At 39.4% G+C, this 20,482-nt stretch carries 20 protein-coding genes; 6 read left to right on the plus strand and 14 right to left on the minus strand.

The window, feature by feature from the left end:
• Genes tauC through tauA form a run of 3 tightly spaced genes read right to left on the minus strand, consistent with a single transcriptional unit; the run spans position 1 to position 2,711 of the window.
• Positions 1 to 870 (minus strand): taurine ABC transporter permease TauC, encoded by an 870-nt coding sequence (tauC, locus tag H7R46_RS10280; RefSeq protein ID WP_005069758.1) that lies wholly within the window; start codon positions 868 to 870, stop codon positions 1 to 3.
• Complete coding sequence (locus tag H7R46_RS10285) at positions 867 to 1,661, minus strand: taurine ABC transporter ATP-binding protein (protein ID WP_005069761.1); 795 nt, start codon at positions 1,659 to 1,661, stop codon at positions 867 to 869. The genes tauC and H7R46_RS10285 overlap by 4 nt, the downstream gene beginning before the upstream one ends.
• 9 nt (positions 1,662 to 1,670) lie before the next feature.
• Positions 1,671 to 2,711 carry a taurine ABC transporter substrate-binding protein gene (tauA, locus tag H7R46_RS10290; protein WP_025469831.1) on the minus strand — a complete coding sequence of 347 codons (1,041 nt, stop codon included), beginning with the start codon at positions 2,709 to 2,711 and terminating at the stop codon, positions 1,671 to 1,673.
• Positions 2,712 to 3,152: 441 nt separating this feature from the next.
• Here tauA and H7R46_RS10295 point away from each other — a divergent pair, with 441 nt between their 5' ends.
• A complete protein-coding gene (locus tag H7R46_RS10295) occupies positions 3,153 to 4,337 on the plus strand; it encodes a hypothetical protein (protein ID WP_005069765.1) in 1,185 nt (394 codons plus the stop codon).
• Between the two features lie 61 nt (positions 4,338 to 4,398).
• On the opposite strand, the gene H7R46_RS10300 is transcribed toward H7R46_RS10295, so the two are convergent.
• The 4 genes from H7R46_RS10300 to H7R46_RS10315 all read right to left on the minus strand — a co-directional run bounded on the left by H7R46_RS10300 (position 4,399) and on the right by H7R46_RS10315 (position 9,877).
• Entirely contained in the window at positions 4,399 to 5,865 is a 1,467-nt protein-coding gene (locus tag H7R46_RS10300) for an MFS transporter (RefSeq protein ID WP_005069766.1), read from the minus strand.
• A gap of 194 nt (positions 5,866 to 6,059) precedes the next feature.
• Positions 6,060 to 7,451 (minus strand): LLM class flavin-dependent oxidoreductase, encoded by a 1,392-nt coding sequence (locus H7R46_RS10305; RefSeq protein ID WP_032012658.1) that lies wholly within the window; start codon positions 7,449 to 7,451, stop codon positions 6,060 to 6,062.
• Between the two features lie 177 nt (positions 7,452 to 7,628).
• Entirely contained in the window at positions 7,629 to 8,924 is a 1,296-nt protein-coding gene (locus H7R46_RS10310; RefSeq protein WP_032012659.1) for an acyl-CoA dehydrogenase family protein, read from the minus strand.
• Between the two features lie 134 nt (positions 8,925 to 9,058).
• Positions 9,059 to 9,877 carry a hypothetical protein gene (locus tag H7R46_RS10315; RefSeq protein ID WP_005069771.1) on the minus strand — a complete coding sequence of 273 codons (819 nt, stop codon included), beginning with the start codon at positions 9,875 to 9,877 and terminating at the stop codon, positions 9,059 to 9,061.
• A 643-nt stretch (positions 9,878 to 10,520) separates the two neighbouring features.
• Between H7R46_RS10315 and H7R46_RS10320 the strand changes: the two genes are divergently transcribed.
• The 5 genes from H7R46_RS10320 to H7R46_RS10340 all read left to right on the plus strand — a co-directional run bounded on the left by H7R46_RS10320 (position 10,521) and on the right by H7R46_RS10340 (position 15,651).
• The gene (locus H7R46_RS10320; RefSeq protein WP_005069773.1) at positions 10,521 to 11,966 is read left to right on the plus strand and encodes a cytochrome ubiquinol oxidase subunit I; all 1,446 of its coding nucleotides are present in this window, start codon (positions 10,521 to 10,523) and stop codon (positions 11,964 to 11,966) included.
• Entirely contained in the window at positions 11,959 to 12,966 is a 1,008-nt protein-coding gene (cydB, locus tag H7R46_RS10325; RefSeq protein ID WP_005069775.1) for a cytochrome d ubiquinol oxidase subunit II, read from the plus strand. Before H7R46_RS10320 ends, cydB begins: the two co-directional genes overlap by 8 nt.
• 15 nt (positions 12,967 to 12,981) lie before the next feature.
• Complete coding sequence (locus H7R46_RS10330) at positions 12,982 to 13,116, plus strand: DUF2474 family protein (RefSeq protein WP_031945302.1); 135 nt, start codon at positions 12,982 to 12,984, stop codon at positions 13,114 to 13,116.
• Between the two features lie 98 nt (positions 13,117 to 13,214).
• Complete coding sequence (locus H7R46_RS10335) at positions 13,215 to 14,633, plus strand: PLP-dependent aminotransferase family protein (protein WP_005069776.1); 1,419 nt, start codon at positions 13,215 to 13,217, stop codon at positions 14,631 to 14,633.
• A gap of 100 nt (positions 14,634 to 14,733) precedes the next feature.
• Complete coding sequence (locus tag H7R46_RS10340) at positions 14,734 to 15,651, plus strand: LysR family transcriptional regulator (RefSeq protein ID WP_005069777.1); 918 nt, start codon at positions 14,734 to 14,736, stop codon at positions 15,649 to 15,651.
• A gap of 54 nt (positions 15,652 to 15,705) precedes the next feature.
• Here H7R46_RS10340 and madM read toward each other — a convergent pair whose 3' ends face one another.
• The 7 genes from madM to H7R46_RS10375 are packed head-to-tail and all read right to left on the minus strand — an operon-like array spanning position 15,706 to position 20,481.
• Entirely contained in the window at positions 15,706 to 16,467 is a 762-nt protein-coding gene (gene madM, locus H7R46_RS10345; RefSeq protein ID WP_031945303.1) for a malonate transporter subunit MadM, read from the minus strand.
• A gap of 44 nt (positions 16,468 to 16,511) precedes the next feature.
• A complete protein-coding gene (gene madL, locus H7R46_RS10350; RefSeq protein ID WP_005069782.1) occupies positions 16,512 to 16,913 on the minus strand; it encodes a malonate transporter subunit MadL in 402 nt (133 codons plus the stop codon).
• A 53-nt stretch (positions 16,914 to 16,966) separates the two neighbouring features.
• Entirely contained in the window at positions 16,967 to 17,902 is a 936-nt protein-coding gene (mdcH, locus tag H7R46_RS10355; RefSeq protein WP_005069784.1) for a malonate decarboxylase subunit epsilon, read from the minus strand.
• Positions 17,903 to 17,914: 12 nt separating this feature from the next.
• A complete protein-coding gene (locus H7R46_RS10360) occupies positions 17,915 to 18,523 on the minus strand; it encodes a malonate decarboxylase holo-ACP synthase (protein WP_068791427.1) in 609 nt (202 codons plus the stop codon).
• Positions 18,514 to 19,341 carry a biotin-independent malonate decarboxylase subunit gamma gene (gene mdcE / locus H7R46_RS10365; RefSeq protein ID WP_086260817.1) on the minus strand — a complete coding sequence of 276 codons (828 nt, stop codon included), beginning with the start codon at positions 19,339 to 19,341 and terminating at the stop codon, positions 18,514 to 18,516. Before mdcE ends, H7R46_RS10360 begins: the two co-directional genes overlap by 10 nt.
• On the minus strand, positions 19,338 to 20,189 hold the full coding sequence (locus tag H7R46_RS10370; protein ID WP_005069791.1) for a biotin-independent malonate decarboxylase subunit beta: 852 nt from the start codon (positions 20,187 to 20,189) through the stop codon (positions 19,338 to 19,340). Before H7R46_RS10370 ends, mdcE begins: the two co-directional genes overlap by 4 nt.
• A complete protein-coding gene (locus H7R46_RS10375; protein ID WP_000448955.1) occupies positions 20,182 to 20,481 on the minus strand; it encodes a malonate decarboxylase subunit delta in 300 nt (99 codons plus the stop codon). The genes H7R46_RS10370 and H7R46_RS10375 overlap by 8 nt, the downstream gene beginning before the upstream one ends.
• Position 20,482 lies beyond the last annotated feature (1 nt).

Raw genomic sequence — 20,482 nt, forward strand, 5'->3', positions numbered from 1 at the left:
CTACAACTGCTGACCATACCAAGGAGAAAACTGTTTTTGTAACCAACGTAAAAACAGCTCAAAACTAACTGCGACAATCGCAATCACAATAATGCCCAGAATCACCGTATCGGTAATTAAGAACTGCGCTGCCGATTGCACCATAAAACCAATACCGCGGTCCGCTGCAACCAACTCTGCTGCAACCAATGTTGACCAACCAACCCCAAGACCAATACGAATACCGGTAATAATATGAGGTAAAGCTGTTGGCAAAATGACATGCCAAAAGACTTGTGACTGACTTGCCCCTAGCGACAATGCAGCACGTTCACGATTCAACTGATGACTTAACACGCCATGCGCACTACTGATAATGACAGGCGCCAAAATCGAGAAGAAAATCAAAAGTACTTTTGTGGTTTCGCCAATACCGAACCAAATTACGAGTAAGGGTAAATAAGCTAACGGCGGAATTGGACGTAATAATTCAACTAAAGGATCTAGAACAGCACGAACCCATTTGTTCAGACCCATCCATAAGCCTAGCGGAACGCCAATCACCACGGCAGCAATCAAAGCTAAAAACACACGCGAGATACTAGCGGCCAAGTGTTGCCACAAAGTCGCCTTCATAAAGCCTTCTTGGCTGACCGATATAAATTTTTGCCAGACTGCCTGTGGGCTCGGTAAAAACAGTTCAGGTACGACATGCAAAGCAGTAATGAGCAACCAGAGTGCAACCACACTTCCCACACTAATTATGCTGACTGCCAAAGTTCGATGCTTCTCAAAAAATGACGATAGAAATGAAGCATTTTCTGTTTGTACATCTGGCTTAAGTTTTAGCTCTGCTTTGTCATATTCATAGACGTTATCTTTAGTATTCATGTAGGTAACGCCTCCTTACCGTTTTGTTTTTGTGCCCTTAAACTTTCAAACAGCTGTTCTCTGAGCTGAATAAATTGAGGGTCCGACTTAATCGAACGAATAGACTCGCCCTGACGATATCGTTTAGCAAAATCGAGATGTAGAGTTTCTACAATTTTGCCCGGATGCGCTGTCATCAGTACTAACTGATTGCTGAGCAATAATGCTTCTTCAATGTCATGAGTAATCAAAAAGAAGCTTTTATTTTGTTGAATCCATAAATCGAGCACTAACTGCTGCATGTTTTCACGCGTAAAAGCATCTAATGCGGCAAAAGGTTCATCTAATAAAATAAACGGCGCGTGACTGATCAAAGCTCTGGCAATACCAACACGTTGTTTCATACCACCGGAAAGTTCCCAGATATTGGCTTTTTCAACGTGACTTAAACCCACAATTTTTAAAATTGCACTCACTTGTTTCTCGATCTCTGCACGCTTTAAACCTTTTAACTGCAAAGCGAAGCCAACATTATCTGCAACATTCAACCAAGGAAGTAAGGCATGATCCTGAAATACAACAGCGCGAGTTACATCTGGTCCAGTTACCACTTCATGATTTACAAGCACATCACCTGAACTCGGCTTTTGAAAGCCTGCCAAGATATTAAGCAAGGTTGTTTTGCCACAACCAGACTCGCCCAAAATTACGGTTAAAGAACCTTCTTCAATCGTTAGGTTAATGTCTTGTAAAACTGGCTTTTGCTGTTTAGGAAAAGTCAGATGAATATGTTTGGCTTCTAATACACTCATGACAACTCCTTAAGGCTGCAAAAATGAAGAATTCACATTGCCTTTATAATCGGCTTTAAGTTGATCGACTTTGCCCTGACCTTTTAAGAATTTCGCCGTATCAAAAATATTTTGCGCAAATTCACCATCTAACGTTTGTTTTTGCTGAGCATGATCAAGATAAATATTTCCACTTAATAAAAGCGGGATATCTTTTGGATCAGAACCTGTGAGCTGGGCAATTTTTTGCACGTTATCGGCATCTTTAACGTAAGCGGCTGGATCTTGATTATATTTTTCAAGCTGCTCAAGTGTGGTTTGCACAAAAGCTTTTAAAAAGTCAGGATTTTTCTCTGCAAAATCTTTACGCACAACCCATAAGTCATAAGTTGGGGCACCCCATTCACCGACTTGTTTCGAGTCAGTTAAAACCGTACCAGATGCTTTGGCTTTACTTAAAGCAGGTTCCCAAACATAGGCAGCATCAATATCACCACGTTCCCATGCAGCTGAAATTTCAGGTGGACGCAAGTTAATAATTTTTACTTTGTCTTCTGGAATGTTCCAATGTTTAAGTGCAGACAAAAGGCTGTAATGGGTTGTTGAAACAAATGGTACAGCAATGGTTTTGCCAATTAAATCTTGAGGGCTTTTTATGCCTGATTTATTACTTACCACTAATGCTTCAGACCCACCAAGTTTTGAAGTAATTAAGAATACTTCAATCGGTAAATCACGGCTTGCCGCAGCAGCAAGTGGACTTGATCCAATATTGCCCAGTACCACATCACCTGAAGCAAGTGCATTTACAACATCTGAACCCGCATCAAATTTTTTCCATTGAATGGTACGTTGACTATGTTTTTCATAGTCTCCATTGGCCTGCGCAACTTTGCTTGGGTCAACTCCGGTTTGATAAGCAATCACGACAGGTTTGTTGTCACGAACTGAAGCACCCGTATTATTATCTTTCTTATTTTGCCATACGATAAATGCAACAATTGCTACAACCACAATTGCCGTGATAATCAACGGTTTGGTTTTTGTGCTCATAATTTCATGATCTTTCAATAATATAAGCCCATGGTATGCAGCCGGCTTTATAATGAAAAATAAAAAAATATGAGTTGCTTATCTAATTTTTATAAATAACTTTTCCTTATAAGTTTTTATCTTTTGGTAAAAAGCAAATTCCAAGTAAACTTACAGATTAAAATAAAAATTAAAATACTTATATATCAATAATTAAAAACCATATTCACAAATCATATGATTAGGCAAGCCTGACAGACGGCCTCTAAGTATTTTATCCTCTCATATTTGATCATTTTTATTTTTGCTTATTGCATCCAGAGTTTTGCATCTAATTAATTTTCTTTCTTTTATATAAAGTTCAGATTTTATTATCTTTTTATCTTAAAACCTCTGCAAATATTAAGATTTGGGCAAATCTTTTTCTGGTTTATACATGACGCAAATTTAATTTTTATTTTTAAGAGGAGAAAAATTCTTTTGTTTAAACATTCTCAAATTTTGAAAAAAACATTAATTACAACGTCTTTAATTACATTTAGCCTCTCAAGTCATGCAGCGCTTACCTTTGGCAATGCTGAAGAAGGTGAACTTAAAGTAAGTGGTACTGTTCGGGCTAAATATGTTTATGACTTTGATTCTGAACCCACAACCAGTAAATTTTCTTTTAATGACGCCGTATTATGGCTAGATTACAACTCCCCGAAATGGATTGGCCACTTAGATTATCGGGTTTATGAATATTACGGGCATTTAGGCGATGCCAATTGGCTCACCGATGCATGGATGGGTTATAAAATTAATGACAACAGTAAAATTATTGCTGGTTTAAACCCCGTTCCTTTTGGCTTGGGGCGCTTTTGGGGAAATACTTATTATTTAGGCATTGCCAATAGTGCTGGTTGGGAAGATGTACACAATCTTGGGGTGAAATATGATTTCAATGATGGAATCAATGAAGCACAACTCGCCTTTTATCCTACCGATGGTGGCACCTATAGAGGTAAAAGCAAAGACTCGAGTCGATTTAGTATCAACCCTGTCAATGCGGATGACTCTGTACCACAAGGCACCAATACTAAAGAAAAGAACTCCATTGTTGTTCGCGGTGCTCATACCTTTAAAAATGTCTTAGGCCAAGAAAATTTCTCTACTCAACTGGGTGCCTCTGCATGGTATTCCACTATTGAAAATAAACGTTCAGGGCAAGATGGCGATCGCCAAGTCTATTCAGTTTTTAGCAATACCAATTATAACCAATGGAATTTACAGCTTTTGGCTGGTTATCAAGACATTGATAATGCCGACACTGAATATAAAGACCACCTAACTTTGGGCGGTTTCGATTATTCATTTAACTCGGCAACCAAAGGTCAGATTTATTCAGCCGAACTGAGCTATTTATTTCCTCAGCAATTTGGCCCTATTACCTCTGTTCGTCCATACCTAAACTATAGTTCTTATCGCAAAGAGCAAGATGGCTTTAAAGACTCCACCCGTTTTATTCCGGGTATTGCGTTTAATTATCAAAAATTGACGGTACAAGCCGAGTTGCTGATGGGTAAACATGACCCATATTTAGGCGATAGCGAAGGCCTTGCGGCTGGTGGAAGCAATGATAAATGGAACAAAAAAGCGTTTGTGATTTTTGCTTATTACTTCTAACTCCAAGAACAAAGGCCAACAATTGTTGGCCTTTGTTTTCATTTAGATATCTATTTTTACTCTAGTCGATTACAGGTGAATTATTGAGAGGAAGTTCTGTTTTATCTTCATCAATAACATCGACATCTTGGGCGGTAGGCTCAAACTTAATCAGCAATCCAATCACAATTAAAGGAATAAATGCAAAGATAGAAATAATCAGGTAAACATCGGTTTTATATCCCGCCATCCAGATTGGTAAAACAAACAAAGCGATTGCTTGAGCAACACCCGTTACTGCACGGTTAAAGCCAACACCAACGCCACGAATCGAAGCTGGATAAGCCATGGTTGGATAAACCATCATTTGTGCCCCTGGCCCAAAGCCTTCGGCAAAAAGCCATAAACCGAGCATGCCAATTGCGGTATAGAGTAAAAAGCTATTACCGGGTTCACCAATTAATGCTAAGGTAATAAGGGCTATAAATTGGAGTAAAAAGCCTGTAAGCAACACATGACGAGATTTAAATCTGCTAGCAACAAATACGCCTAACAACCCGCCCGTAAATGCAAATAGTAAATTGAGTCCGAGCGTTGTAGTAATCGTCGTCAAGACATCGGTATGAAAGAAACGCGTTAAAATAGAAGGTAAAAAGAAAGCAATGGTCGTGTACTGAAATGCCACCGAAATGTGAATCACAATTGCCACAATCGTTCTTGGTAAATAGGTTTTATTAAATAAAACTGCAAAACCCTCGCGCTTTTTCTTTTCAGCAGTTCTTTCTACTTTTTCAACTGTAGCGACTGCATTAATTGCATAGGATTCTTGTAGAACTTGAGCTGCCCCTTTTAAATCGCCTTGGTTTGCAAGCCAAATGGGTGACTCAGTTAAATATTTACCGCGAATAAAAATAATGAGTAACGCTGGCACTGCTCCAAAAATTAAAGATGCTCGCCATAACCAGTTGCTATGCTCAGGTGGTAAAAGAAAATAAAGTGCCAGAACTAGACCAAAACACACCGAAGAAGCGGCATACCACATTGGGCACCATGCAGCTAAACGCGCTGCCTTATTGCTACTCCCGTTAAATTTTGAAAACTCAGATAAGTATGACATTGCAACAGGCAAATCGATACCAACACTAATCCCCATAATAAATCTGGCTAAAATCAAAACCCATACATTCGGTGCAAAACCAGCAACAATTGCCGCAATAACAAAGAGCACCATGTCTGCCATGAAGACTCGATAACGGCCGATTTTATCTGTCAGCCAACCACCAATCAGATTACCTACAATGGTTCCGCAGACAATTGCTGAAGCCACCACACCAGTCATGACAGGGCTTAAGGAAAATTCTGAGATAACTTGCTCAATACCGAAAGAGAGCGTTGTTAAATCATAGGCATCAATAAACACGCCAATTAGTGCCAACCAAATAACTTTATTCGATTTACCCTTCCCTGCAAACTTGGAAATTAATTGTGAAACATCATCGGGAGATTTAATTTCATAACGATGGTTATGATCGAGTTCTTGTGTGCTCACTTAATAATTCCTAAACTTTAATAACAGGAACAAAATAATGATTATTCATATAATACAAAAACAAATTAATCTGATGTTTTAATCTAAATTATAGAATTATCTTTTCATTATTAACTCAGCAATAAAACCGATATAAAAAGACAAAATAAAAGCTGGTATTTAACCAGCTATTTATTTAAAGGCTTCCTAAAATATTAACTCGCCTCAGCAAGTTTTAACTCTTTTAGATTACGATATTTTGCACCGCGGTGATTTTCAGGCAAATATGGCCCGGCACCAAATAATTTTTCTCTTAATGTTCCTTGTGCATAAGAGGTTTGATATACCCCTCGTTTTTGCAACTCTGGAACAATAAACTCAACTACATCGGCAAAGGTTTGATGCGCCAAAATATAGGCAAGGTTAAAGCCATCGACATCGGTATCTTCAACCCATTGTTGTAAAGCATCTGAAACTGTTTCTGCCGAACCCACTAACACAGGTCCATTCCCACCTAAGCTGTTCCAATTTGCAATTTCTTCAATGGTCCAAACACGTTCTGGGTCCGCATTCACATAAGAATCCAATAAAGATTGAATGGCATTGGTTTGAATATATTCAACTTTATCGGTCGGTTGATATTGTGAAAAATCCACACCCGACCAGCCAGATAGCAATGTTAAAGCACCATCGTAACTTCCATAGCTTTGATATTCTTTAAACTTAGCCTGTGCTTTTGCATCGGTTTCATCAGTGACAATCGACAAAAGTGCATAAATTTTAACTGAGTACGGGTCGCGGCCTTCTTGAGCCAATTTTTGGCGAATGCCCTGTACCACTTTTTTAGTGGCAATTTTAGAAGGCGCTGCAATAAATACGCACTCGGCATTTTGACTAGCAAACTTCTGGCCGCGTGATGACGCACCTGCTTGGTAGAGTACAGGCGTCCGCTGTGGTGATGGTTCACAAATATGGATGCCCGGTACAGTAAAATATTTACCCTCGTGCTGAATTGGATGCACTTTTCTATGATCAGCAAAGATACCACTTTCACGATCACGAAGTACTGAACCTTCTTCCCAAGAACCTTCCCAAAGTTTGTAAAGGACCTCTAAGTACTCATCAGCAATATCATAACGATTGTCATGATTAACCTGCGTTTTTAATCCTAAGTTTTTCGAACCACTTTCCAAATAAGACGTCACGATATTCCATCCAACTCGCCCTTTGGTTAAATGGTCTAGTGTGCTAATACGTCTAGCAAAAGGATAAGGATGTTCAAAGGAAATCGAAGTTGTGACACCAAAACCCAAATGCTTGGTGACTGCGGCCATCGCTGGCACAATCTGTAGCGGATCATTGACCGGAACTTGTACTGCACCTGTTAAGGCATGTTCAGCACTTTGATGATAAACGTCATAAATACCAAGCACATCTGCGATAAAAATACCATCAAAAAAACCACGCTCAAGAATTTGTGCTAAGTCTGTCCAATATTCTAAATCTTTATATTCAACAGATCGATCTTGAGGATGCCGCCATAATCCAGGAGATTGGTGGGCAATACAATTCATTTCAAAAGCATTAAAACTAATTTTCTTAGTCATAAACTATCAACCAGCATTTTATTTAATTTTTATACTAAAGCAATTTTTAGGTTTTCTTTATAATATAAACCCCAAACAAAATATGATTTTATTCTAATAGGTTTTTATAATTTAATTTAAACAAATAAAATAACATTAAGCCACTAAAAATAGCAGCTTAATATCTAAAATTATAACTTATTGCTTAGCTACTTCACCAATACGCCATTGATAAGGTGGTAATGTGCCGTTTACACTAAAATCACCAATAATTCGATTTTTAAATACTCTCGGGTTATGTGAAGCTAAAGTTCGTACGTTACGCCAGTATCGATCTAGGCCTAAATCTTTGTCCGTTGCAGAAGCACCTAAAGCGTCAAATAAAATTGTAGAAGCATTTAAAATTAGATCGGTAATGACCGTTTGAGACTGCGCACTTTCAAGCTCGGCAAGTGCATTTTGTTCTTCTTCAAGCTGCTCATTATTTTGAAATGCGGCTAAGTAAGCACGTTGTAAACTTTGTGCGACTTTTTCAACAATCGCCCCTGCACTGTAAGCCGCGCCACGGATTTGCCCTACGACTTGTAAAATTTGCGGATCCTGTTTTACAAATTGGGCATTCGCATGCGTATAGTTTCGAGTACGTTTCGCGACAGCTTGAGAAACATCATAGGTTGCAGCACGTCCTAGACCTGTAATGATTGCCAGTTGAACCAGTTGATAGTAAGCTGCTGAATATTTAAAACGATCATCATCAGGTAAAATTTCAGTTTCGTCGACCACTACATCATGGAAATATGCTGTACCACTTGCAGTGAGCTGCTGTCCAAAGCCATTCCAGTCATCAACAATTTCGACGCCTTCATCTTCACGGCGAACAACGACCGAGCCAGATTCACCCTTTAAATCTGTTACACCAACATCAACCCAATCTGCATATAAACTCCCTGTGGTATAATATTTTTTACCCTTAACGCGAATTTTTCCGTCACTGTCTCGATATAAATGTGTTTCGAACTGATCAATTGACTCTTTCCCGCCTTCAGACCATGCACTACCGACTGTTTCCCCATTTGCAATTCGGCTTAACCAGCGCTGTTGAAACGTTTTGTCTTTACTTACCAAAACATCTTCAGTGAAACCAAAATGCACACGCAAAGCTTGCGGTAAGTTTGAATCGGCTTCTGCAAGTTCAACGAGTAATGCAAATAGTTCAGGAATGGTTGCATCAAAGCCCCCATGAGCTTTGGGAAGTCTTAGCCGTGTAAAACCAATATCTTTAAGCCACTGAAGTTGTTCATAGGGCAAAATATGCTGTTGCTCACGAATTAAAGCCCCTTCTTTAATACGGGCAAAAGTCGGTCTGAAATTTTTTGCCAATTCATCATAACGCTCAGTTGGCCCTTCACCCCACACACGAGAAATAATTGAGGCCTGACTAAGTGCTGCATGCGTTAGTGAACCGAGATGATGCTCAAAATTTAAATTTGTCATGTAAGTAAAACCAATATTGCTTTGCTTTTACCATAAAATATTTATTTCACATGAAAACGATTATTTTTTTATAACTGTATTCATTCTTTATATAAGAACCCAAACACAAAGATAAAAAGCTCGTATCTCAAAGACTAAGACGCCTCTTTTTGCCGAACGCTCTGCTGGCTTTGCAATAAGGTTTGTATATATTCTGAATAGACAGATAATTTTTCAAAAATATGTTCTGAATAAAACATATCATCAATTAGATGCGTCATTTGAGACGTTGTGAAAGTGTCACACAGCCCTACCAACTCTGCATTCATTTGAGCAAATTTCGTGCATAGCTTTACATAAGTTTCATCTTTATTTTTGAATAATAATTTCCGCATTTCTAAGCTATTTAGGTTTTTTAAGTCATCATCTTTTGTGGTTTTAATCCAATAAATTTTGACCTTTAAAAATTGCTCCAGTGCTTTTAAATGCTCGACATCTACATCTAAACTCGTAATTAAAAAAACGGTAGAGAGATCACTTCGGCACAGTGCCTTGATGAGGCTTAAATAAATAAACTCAACTTCATTAAGCTCCGTAAGTTCCAAATCTATATAAATTTTTAAGCTGTCTAAAACATCATCTACTTTGAATAGTGCTTTTTTTTCAGCTTGGTAATATTTATTCAGAATAGAAAGCACAGGCGTTGTCGCAGGCGTTGTATAAATAGCAGCCTTGTTTAAGTTGGCAAAAATAAATGGTGAAAATAGATAAGCCACACTACTTTGCTGTGGCTCAATATGAGATTGGATTAAATATACAGTTTCAGATTTAGAAAAGTCTCTGAGTACTTTCGCTCTTAATAAGGTAGCTTCAAAATTAACGTAAGTCTGCTCTAACTGAGCCAATATAGATACAGGAATAGGCTGATTTTTAATAATTTTATGCAGGACATTGAGTTGAGAAGTAATAAACATTTTTTAACATCCAAGCTATTTTAGAAGAGCTACACTTAAATCAGGTCTTTAATAACCTACGTAACAACCAGACCTCACGCAAAACAACAAAGGAATAAAAGAGAAGAAACTATTCTGCGCTTATTACCCAAAGTCGCATTCGCTGTATTTTGGAGAGTGATTTTGGCCATTCGTAAATCTTGTTCATTTATTTTGGACTTTTGAAGAATGGATACATAGCTACAGATATTTGAAAAAAAACTATAGCACACCTCATGAGTGCTCCAGACTGTTATAGTTTTATAAAAAATTTCTGTATCTACATATACAAAATTAGTAAGTGCATGATTAAGGAAACTTCTTAAGGTAGGTAGTTTTCATGAGACGATCTATTGCATATCGCCAGATATTTCATCAATGTTTCAATGCAACATGCATTTTTACAAATGCAACATCAAGCATAAACTTTGTTAACAGATTGAGAACAATCAATCAATCTATTCTATTGAAATATCAAGCAATTATATTGCTTAACCCTGTTGGCATTTTACTTGCTAAGAAGATCTATCACAGAAGTAAGTTTAATCGCCAAAATACTTTGTTGCCTGAAAATAAGTATTTAACTCATTCAATCATCATCAGCTAGTTCACAGGGGGAAAGTTTATGAGCCTCGGTCTAACCGCTCTAGAATTAGCGCGAATACAATTTGCTTTTACAGTATCCTTCCATATTATTTTTCCGGCCACTTCCATCGGTCTTGCCTGCTTTTTAGCAGTCTTAGAGTGGAAATGGTTAAGAACCAAAAACCCGATTTATAAAGATCTCTTTAAATACTGGATTAAGATCTTTGCCGTTGCCTTCGGTATGGGTGTGGTCTCGGGCGTGGTTATGAGTTACCAGTTCGGTACGAACTGGAGTGAATTTTCACGTGTCGCCGGAAGTATTACTGGTCCTTTACTTACCTATGAAGTCTTGAGTGCCTTCTTCTTAGAAGCAGGTTTCTTAGGCATTATGTTATTTGGTTGGGGACGTGTTGGTCCTCGAGCCCATTTCTTCGCAACACTTATGGTTGCGATCGGAACATGTATTTCCATGTTCTGGATTTTATCTTCTAATAGCTGGATGCAGACCCCTCAAGGCTTTGCTATCGAAAATGGCATTATTGTGCCAAAAGACTGGTTTGCAATTGTCTTTAATCCATCCTTCCCTTACCGCTTTGCCCACATGGGTGCAGCAGCCTTCTTAGTTTCATCATTATTGGTCGTCGGAACATCTGCATGGCATTTAGTAAAAGGCCGTCGTGATGAATTGGTGAAAAAATCGTTCTCGATGGGTCTCTGGATGGTGCTTGTGACTTCTTGTTTGCAAGTGGTGATTGGCGATAACCATGGTTTAAACACCCGTGAACATCAACCAGCCAAACTTGCGGCAATGGAAGGTCACTGGGAAACCAATCACAATGAGCCGATGCCATTATTGCTATTTGCAATTCCAGATATGAAAGAAGAACGTAACCACTTCGAAGTGGGTGTTCCTTATTTGGGTAGTTTAATTTTAACGCATAGCTTAGATGGCCAAGTGACAGGCTTAAAAGATTTCGCACCTGAAGATCGTCCAAATTCAACGATTGTTTTCTGGAGCTTCCGTGTCATGGTGGGTCTTGGTGTACTCATGGTCACCTTATCACTCATTGCTCTTTGGTTACGTAAAAGAGGAAAACTCTATGAAACATCATGGTTTCATAAATTTGCTGTAGTGATGGGGCCTGCAGGTTATGTGGCAATGCTGGCTGGGTGGATTACTACCGAAGTAGGCCGTCAACCGTGGGTTGTATACGGCATTATGCGCACTAAAGACGGGCTTTCACATACCGTGTCGGCAGATCAGGTGGGTCTAAGTCTCTTTATTTTTGTGGTGGTCTATACCATCGTTTTTGGTAGCGGTATTTACTACACCTTAAAACTCATTAATAAAGGCCCTGTATTTATCGATACACCAAATATTGAAACTGGTGGCGTTGGACACTTTAAAACACCAATGCGTCCACTCAGTGCTGTCGATGAAAACATTGACGATAATCAAAAATCTGGGGAGAAACATCATGATTGATCTTTCTTTAATATGGGTCGGTATTATTGGTTTAGGTGTTTTAATTTACGTGGTCATGGATGGTTTTGACTTAGGAATCGGGATTATGTTCCCGTTCATTAAGAACAGCCAAGAACGTGACGTCATGATGAATACCGTCGCTCCTGTCTGGGATGGTAACGAAACCTGGATGGTTCTCGGTGGTGCTGGTCTGTATGCAGCCTTCCCGCTGGTTTATTCAACAGTTTTATCAGCACTCTACCTGCCTATCATTTTCATGGTCATTGCCCTGATTTTCCGTGGAGTTGCTTTTGAATTCCGTTTTAAAGCTCATCGAACCAAGAACCTTTGGGACTTGGCTTTTATTTGGGGTTCAGTTTTAACGAGCTTCCTGCAAGGGATTATTTTGGGTGCTTATATTCAAGGAATCAAAACCGAAAATGGTATTTTTGCTGGTGGGTCTTTTGATTGGCTTTCTCCGTTTACCATCTTCACAGGTATTGGCGTAGTTGCCATGTATGCCACTTTAGGCTGTGGATGGCTGATTTTAAAAACCGAAAAAGGTTTGCAGCAACGTATGTATGAGCTTATGCCAAAGCTGATTATTGTATTGCTCATTATTTTTGGTGGTGTGAGTTTATATACGCCATTGACTCATCCTGAAATTGCAGATCGCTGGTTCTCGTTACCAAACCTGTTCTATTTTAGTCCTGTACCAATTTTGGTCTTGTTATTTGTTGGCCTGATTTTATCGGCATGTAAAAAGCAGGATCATGATCTCAAACCATTTGCATATACATTGGCTCTTGTTTTCCTTGCATTTACTGGTTTTGTGATTAGTTTATGGCCATATATTATTCCGCCATCAGTCACCATTTGGCAGGCTGCAGCGCCTCATTCAAGCCAGATGTTTGCTCTGGTCGGTGCACTTATTTTGATTCCAATCATTATTGCTTACACCATTGTTTCTTATTGGGTATTTAGAGACAAAGTGCGTGTAGGTGACGAAGGCTATCACTAAGTGTACGGGGGTTTTATGAAAAAGTTGTCCGATAAACTCACTCAAACCCAATGGTTTATCTTGCTATGGCTCGCTGGCTTTTTAGCTTTAGGTGTGATTGCGGGATTGTTTAAAGTGATATTGATTTATGCTGCCCCTTACTTAAAGTAAATCTATTGTTCTAAACAAATGCCGTTTGTAGATTCTGCAAGCGGCATTTATTATTAATTAAGTGCATCTTTCATTTTGTTATTTCGTGCAGCTCATACATGTATAAATCAGAACAACTCGCTCATAGCATTCGCCAACTCATTGAAAGCGGCACTTTAAATGCGCATGAAAAATTACCTTCCTTAAGAGATCAGGTACAACGCTCTGGTTTTAGCTTAATGACCGTAATGAATGCTTATCAGGAACTTGAATCACAAGGTCTGATCTATTCAAAAGAAAAATCTGGCTACTTCGTTGCCGAGCAAATTGCGCTAAAGCCACTCGAGCAATATTCAGTTGTTTCACTAAACTCTAAAATTGAAATTAATTCATTAGTTTTTAAATATCTTAAGTCAATCCAACACGAGTCCGTCGTACCTTTTGGTTCAGCTTTTCCAGACAGTCAGCTTTTAACAGCCCCCAAACTTATTCAAATTATGGGGCAACTTGCGCGCCAAAGACAAAGTTATGACCAGACCACAAGCTTGCCTCCAGGTAATTTAGCCTTAAGAAAACTGATTGCTCAGCGCTACTGTATGCAAGGTATACAGACCGATCCAGATGACATTGTAATTACATCTGGAGGTTTAGATGCACTGAACCTTTCTCTACAAGCTGTCGCTCAACCTGGCGATTATATTTTATTACAGCAAACTGTGTTTTATGGGGCGTGGCAAGCCGCTGAGCGTTTAGGACTTAAAGTGATTACGATTCCCGAGCATCCACAACATGGTTTTGACCTAGAGGCTTTCGAACAAGTTATTCAAACATATCCAATCAAGGTGTGTTGGCTGATGCTGAATGCCCACAACCCGATTGGTTTTACAGTCAGTGATGACATTAAATATAAAATTGCTAAGTTGCTTCACGAACATCAAATCTATTTAATTGAAGATGATGTCTATGAAGAGCTTTATTACGGTGGGCAAAAACCACTTTCAATGAAGTATTTTGACCAACAAAATCTGGTACTGCACTGCTCGTCTTTTTCTAAAACATTAGGTGCAGGTTTTCGGGTCGGTTGGGTTTATGCGGGTAAATTTTCAGATCATATTCAACACTTGCAACTCATGAGTACCATTTCAGTAAATGCACTTATTCAAAATGCATTAGTTGAGTTTTTATCTCATCATCATTATGAAAAGCACTTGCGTACACTTAGACTTTCACTTGAGCGTTATAAAAAGCAGTTTTATCACTATTTAAAGCAATATTTACCTAGCTCTTGCGAAGTGTATTACTACCCAAGTGGCTATTTTCTATGGGTCAAACTTCCTAGTACGCTAGACAGTATGCAAGTTTATGAAGCGTTGATTCAGCAAGACATTGGCGTTGCCCCAAGTCCTCTGTTTAGTGTTTTACCCGCACAGCAGCATTATTTGAGAATTAACTGTTCTTTTGAATGGAACACTAAAATTCAAAGTGCATTAGATCAGGTTATCAAAACCATTCAACAAAGAGTTGAAGCAAGTATCTAAAGAAATGCTTCGACCTAAGCACAATTTTATAGACTTTATTTTGTGGTAACTTTATAGCTCAAATCTATAGTTTTAAGGGAAACAGGTTCAAAGGCTTAATATGGAAATTGATGAAGAACTCACCCTTAAAAAAATACAGATTTTTTTAGCTTTTATGCGCTGTGGAAATTTGTCTAAAACAGCCACAGAAATGCAGCTAAGTAATGTCAGTGTTCACAAAGCACTGCACTCCTTAGAAAGCGCTTTACGTTGCCCTCTTTTTAAAAATGAAGGCCGTAATCTCATTCCTTTAAAAAGTGCTTATGTCTTTGAAGAACGGGCACAGAAAATCGTACAAGACATTTTTATTACCGTAAATAAAACCAGAGAAGCCGCAGGCTTTGCAGCCAAGGTTTTACATTTAGGTTCTCTTTATTCTTTGACAGTAAACACGATTCCAAATGTGATTAGCGGCCTTAAACTCAGACGCAGTGAGCTTGATATTCAACTTTTGCTGAGTTCGAATCAGGATTTGGTGAAAAAGCTTAAAGCAACTGAGCTGGATGCCATTATCGTGGCTTTAAATGAAACTACTCAAGATGATGACTTTGAAATTTTGCCGATGTTTTCAGACGACATTTTTTTGGCCGTCAATAAAAATTCAAAATATGCCGATTTTAAAGATATTGATTTAAGCCTTTTAAAAGAAGAAACTTTTTTAACTTTAACTAAGGGGTTTGCAACTCATAACGACAGCGACATCATTTTTAAAAAAGCTGGTTTTTCACCAAAAGTTGCTTTACAGGTGAATGATATTTTCACCTTAATTAGTATGGTCAGTTCAGGCGTCGGTTTTGCTCTACTACCCGGTCGTATTTCTGCTGTTTATGAAAGTTCAGTAAAACTTATTCCGCTAAAACAGCAATATCACATGCAACAAGAAATTGGACTGGTCTTTTTGAAAAGTAAGGAAAGAGACCCTAACTTACTTGCTCTGATTGCTGAATGTCGAATGTTCGCCACTAATTTTAAAAGATAAATATCGGCAACTTATTAAAGAATAATGAGTTGCCGTTGTGCGATTTTCAAAAATTTATCCAAAAATTGCATTAACCGTTAGGAAAAATAAAGAAGGTCCAAGTAAACAGCCAAGTCCTGTATAGAAGGTTGCAACCAATGCTCCATAAGGTACCAATCGAACATCAGTGCCAGCTAGGCCTGCTGCAGTGCCACTGGTTGTTCCTGCTAAACCGCCAAATACCATGGCAGAGCGTGGACTTTTTAGATACATAAATTTCGCAAGCAGCGGCGTACCAACCATAAAAAAAACTGACTTGATTAACCCAATTGCAATAGAAAGTGCGATTACATCAGAGCTTGCGCCAATTGCGGTTCCTGTAATTGGACCGACAATATAAGTCATTGCGCCTGCACCAATCGTTGTCATCGAAATTGGATCTCGATAGCCCATGCTCCATGCAACCAAAACCCCAATTGCAAAAGGCACAACACAACCAAGCATTAATGCAATTAGACCAATTTTGCCTGCTTTCTTCACTTCTTTAACATCAACTTCAAATGCAGTTGAAGCGATAGCTAAATCACGAATCATGGCTCCGCCCAACAGCGCAAAGCCAGAAAAAATAGCGATGTCCGAAACACCTTTGGTTCCTTGCGTATAAACTCCTGCAAAGTAAGCAACAACCAAACCTAAAGTAATCGCAATTGCAGAACTTTGTAGTTTTCCTTTCGTCAAATATTTTGAGAGTAGATGGGAAATGAACATCATTAAACCCGTTACTGCAAGAGCAGTAACTAATGCATTTTTTGATAACACAGCAATTATAGCGTCCATCATTTAAATCCTTTTTGATTGAACTTTTTGTAGTTTATGTTTGCTTAGGCTATTTTTTCTTTGGTTTCTATTGTCCATTCATAAGTTTCATAGTCACCACTAATTCTATTTAAATAACGGATGACTAAAACGGTGCCAATTAACGATGCAATAGAGACAATCAGCCCTAACATGCCACCCGATAATGCTGCAACGACATTTTGACCTGCCGACATCGCAACAACGATCGGAATATACATACCAGACCAATATAAAACACCAAATTGTGTGACTTGAGGTAAGTAACCTTTTTTTGCCAACAATTCTTTAGACAAAATTAAGAGAATCATTGAAATAGCAACGCCACCGACATTCGCTTTAACACCTAATAGCATGCCTAAGGTGTTACCAAGATAGTCGCCTAATAAATGGCAGATTGCTAATATTGCTGTTCCATATATAATCATTGTAAATCCCTCATATCCTTGGGTTATTACTCAATTTTTAATCTGTATTGTGGCTAAGAACCACTATCGGCATTTTGATGGCGCATTGCCATCTGAATGCTGTCTAGACGTGTTCCCTGAAATGACAATACAGTTCCTTCTTTAAATATTCGACGTGCAAGTGTAGTAAGCACCGTTCCCGGTAAAGCTTCTATCTGCAATCTCACACCTCTCTCCCATGCAGCTTGGATGGTACTTTCCCAATCTACGGTTCGACTCATATTAAAAGCCAAATCATCACCAATCTGTTCTGGCCTGCTAAGCGTACGAGCCGTTGTACCACTTAAATAACGTATTTTAGGCTGCTTTAAAGTCACTCCCTCCATAGACGTTGCAAGTTGCTTTGCTTGCTGACTTAATAATTCACAGTGCGATGGCACCGATACATCTAATTTTTTTGCCACCACGCCTTGTTGCCTTGCCAAAATAGCAACTTGGTTCATGGCTTCAAAGCTTCCTGAAATAACGATCTGGTTATGTGCATTAATATTTGCGACAAACACCTCTGGCGTTATTTCATAAATCTGTTTGACCCATGTTTCAACAGTTGCACGGTCTGTACCAATTAGGGCCGTCATACCATAGCCTGTTGGATAAGCGTTTTGCATGAGTTCACCTCGATAGGCAACCAAACGAACGGCATCCTCAAGGGCTAAAACTCCTGCTACAACCGCAGCCGACCATGCGCCAATTGATAGACCCGCTACATAATCAGGTGTTAAGTTTTCCGCTGTTAATAAAGCTGAACTCACAACACCTGAAATAAGTAAACAAAGCTGTACTGCACGTGTCGATTGCAATGCAGCCGAACTATCAAGCATCAAGACATCTTCTTTGAGTGCATCCGATGCACGCTCAAGGTATTCTTTAACCAGAGCGATTTGAGGTAAGTCGTGCAGCATATTGCTTCGTTGCACACCTTGCCCCGGATATACCCAAATTGAAGCCATGATATATATTCCCTAATTCCATGGGTTTTCTACTAAAACAGCACCGTCCGGACGTTTCAATAGAACTTTTCCACTGTTCCCAGCCCATTCTTTTAACGCCAACCCACCTTGTGGAAGTTGAAGCTGTATATCCACATTGAGCCCTACTTGCTGAAAATTTTCGAGTAGCTCAATCGCCTGCTTTTTGGTAAAAGGCTGTTCAGCTCGAATCAACAAATCTATGTCACTTTGCTGAGTTACTGTTTTAATGCCCGTTGCCAGTTCAAACCCAAAACTTCCTGTATATCCCCAACATCCTGAAAAGTTTTTCATAATGCTGGAAATACTCTGTAAACGCTCTGCCAAGTGTTCAAACTGCTGCTTATCTACATGAATCAGTGCTTCAGGTTTAAGTTGTCTGTTAATAGCAATTCTTGGCATTTGAGCTGCATATCGTTGATGACGAAATTGCCCTCTTACACCCACAGCCACCTGATCTACAGGAGTAATTGCCCGTCGAACTACAACAGGATCGCCTCGTTGCAAGACCTCTTTCACCCAAAGTGGAGCATCATCGGCCAAGCAATTAGCCGTCATGCCCCACAGTAAATCATGGGCTTCTAGCTTAAGTTTCATGACCATTGCTCACGCAATAATTCACGGACCTTTTTAGACATTTGACGGTTTTGGCCGTGAAGTCTTTGTTCCAGTCCTCTCGATTGATCAGCATTAATTTCTTTAAATGCTCGAGCAACTACCTGCTTCGCTAACAAAAGATCATCGTTTGTCGGTTGTTCAGGGTTTTCGACAGATAACAGTTCAGATAACAAACCAAGCGTGGCATAACTTTCAATGTCATAAGCCATTGGCGGAATGCTTGATGCTAATTGCTCTAACTCATCAACCGATCGCAAGGTAACGCGTGCAGCAGATTCCTTACCCATCGCATGCACCATAACACCTGAATCTTTTAAGGCAATAATACGATTGGCTTGGTATCCATGCGCCAGGAAAGCACCAGACATCGACTTACCAACCAATAAACTCACAATAGGATGACCTGCCAATCTGGCTCTACCATAGCTATCTACTGCACCCGCTAAAGCTTGATGAATACCTAATAATTCTTCGCGGCGCCCATAGGCCTGACTTGGAACATCAACCAAACATAAAATAGCGCGTTTAGTTTCCGAATGAATATCAGCTTGAATCACCTCATCGACTGCTTTTGCTAAACTCCAGCCTTCTAAGAGTCCAACTTCCCCTTGTTTTGCCCGAGGGAACAGATTATTGCTGTCTTGCACAACGGCAATTACACGTACCGCTTGCTGGTCAATCTGACCATCAGCTACCCAAACAGAAGCTGGAAAACCTTCAACTGTCTTAAAGTCCTGTGTAAATGCTTTAAACCAATGTGCACCACGAGTAGATGCTTTTAATGTATCAACGGCGATATTCATGCTTGCTCTCCTTGATACAAAGCTTGAACCTGTGCTGGGGTAATCTGCTCAGCAATATCGACTTGTTGTAGCTTCGCTAAATAGAATGAGTAGTTTGAACTACGGTGTTGCTGAGGCACGCCTTGAGTTAAATAATCGATGACTTGCTGACGAATTTTCTGGCGATCATCGTCAACATAAGCATCTGCCAAACCACTAGCGAAGCGCTGATTACCACCAGTAATACTCCATATAAATGGACGATCTTTAGCGTTATATTCTTGTACACCAGCTTCTTGTTCAATTACTTGCGGGCCGTTTAAGCCTAAACGTCCTTCTTGTGTCATTACAATATAGCTACATAGACCAGCCGCAATTGACATACCGCCGAAGCACCCTACACTGCCTGCAACTACAGCAATGACGGGTTGATACTGACGTAAGTTCACAATTGCAGCCTGAATTTCAGCAATTGCAGCCAAACCCAGATTTGCTTCTTGTAAGCGAACGCCGCCCGTTTCCAACAGTAAAATTGCCGCTGTTTGAATACCTTTCAGATTGTCTTCAAGTGCAAGCTCTAAGGCACCCGCAATTTTGGCACCGCCCACCTCGCCTAAACTTCCGCCTTGAAATAAGCCTTCAATAGAAATTAGAACCACTGGGCGTTCTTGAATAGATCCTTTTGCAATCACTACACCATCATCGGCTTGCGGGACAATATTTTGCTTAACGAGCCAAGGCGATATAACACGTGAAAATGGGTCGAGTAATTCTTTATAAGAACCAGCATCTAAGAATGCTTTGGCGCGTTCTCTTGCGCTGAGTTCAATAAAATCTTGTTTATTTAACAAACTTTGAATATCAGTCATGAGCAATCTCCTCCAATGCTTGTTCTAGACGTAAACGAACGACACCGGGAGTTGCACCAAAGTCATGAATATCAATATTGACCGCTGGCGGTATTTGCGCAGTAAAAATTCGTTCAAAAAGATTGTGCCAACGTGCTGCACTGCCATCTACCGAAGTCACCACGTGAATAGAAGCTTTTCCTGTTTCACCAGGTTCCATCAAAATTTCTAAATCACCCGAGCCAACACATCCTACTAGTGCTTTTTTTACAGGTGGCTCTGTGGCCACAAATTCAAAATGAAGTGTTTCCATA

Source organism: Acinetobacter sp. BEC1-S18-ESBL-01, from assembly GCF_014169935.1.
GTDB classification, from domain to species: domain Bacteria; phylum Pseudomonadota; class Gammaproteobacteria; order Pseudomonadales; family Moraxellaceae; genus Acinetobacter; species Acinetobacter pittii.

Bases quoted from the DNA above. Each gene is read 5' to 3' on its own strand.
- tauC (WP_005069758.1), bottom strand. From the start codon at position 870: ATGAATACTAAAGATAACGTCTATGAATATGACAAAGCAGAGCTAAAA.
- H7R46_RS10285 (WP_005069761.1), bottom strand. From the start codon at position 1,661: ATGAGTGTATTAGAAGCCAAACATATTCATCTGACTTTTCCTAAACAG.
- H7R46_RS10305 (WP_032012658.1), bottom strand. From the start codon at position 7,451: ATGACTAAGAAAATTAGTTTTAATGCTTTTGAAATGAATTGTATTGCC.
- H7R46_RS10310 (WP_032012659.1), bottom strand. From the start codon at position 8,924: ATGACAAATTTAAATTTTGAGCATCATCTCGGTTCACTAACGCATGCA.
- H7R46_RS10315 (WP_005069771.1), bottom strand. From the start codon at position 9,877: ATGTTTATTACTTCTCAACTCAATGTCCTGCATAAAATTATTAAAAAT.
- H7R46_RS10320 (WP_005069773.1), top strand. From the start codon at position 10,521: ATGAGCCTCGGTCTAACCGCTCTAGAATTAGCGCGAATACAATTTGCT.
- cydB (WP_005069775.1), top strand. From the start codon at position 11,959: ATGATTGATCTTTCTTTAATATGGGTCGGTATTATTGGTTTAGGTGTT.
- H7R46_RS10330 (WP_031945302.1), top strand. From the start codon at position 12,982: ATGAAAAAGTTGTCCGATAAACTCACTCAAACCCAATGGTTTATCTTG.
- H7R46_RS10335 (WP_005069776.1), top strand. From the start codon at position 13,215: ATGTATAAATCAGAACAACTCGCTCATAGCATTCGCCAACTCATTGAA.
- H7R46_RS10340 (WP_005069777.1), top strand. From the start codon at position 14,734: ATGGAAATTGATGAAGAACTCACCCTTAAAAAAATACAGATTTTTTTA.
- madM (WP_031945303.1), bottom strand. From the start codon at position 16,467: ATGGACGCTATAATTGCTGTGTTATCAAAAAATGCATTAGTTACTGCT.
- madL (WP_005069782.1), bottom strand. From the start codon at position 16,913: ATGATTATATATGGAACAGCAATATTAGCAATCTGCCATTTATTAGGC.
- mdcH (WP_005069784.1), bottom strand. From the start codon at position 17,902: ATGGCTTCAATTTGGGTATATCCGGGGCAAGGTGTGCAACGAAGCAAT.
- H7R46_RS10360 (WP_068791427.1), bottom strand. From the start codon at position 18,523: ATGGTCATGAAACTTAAGCTAGAAGCCCATGATTTACTGTGGGGCATG.
- mdcE (WP_086260817.1), bottom strand. From the start codon at position 19,341: ATGAATATCGCCGTTGATACATTAAAAGCATCTACTCGTGGTGCACAT.
- H7R46_RS10370 (WP_005069791.1), bottom strand. From the start codon at position 20,189: ATGACTGATATTCAAAGTTTGTTAAATAAACAAGATTTTATTGAACTC.
- H7R46_RS10375 (WP_000448955.1), bottom strand. From the start codon at position 20,481: ATGGAAACACTTCATTTTGAATTTGTGGCCACAGAGCCACCTGTAAAA.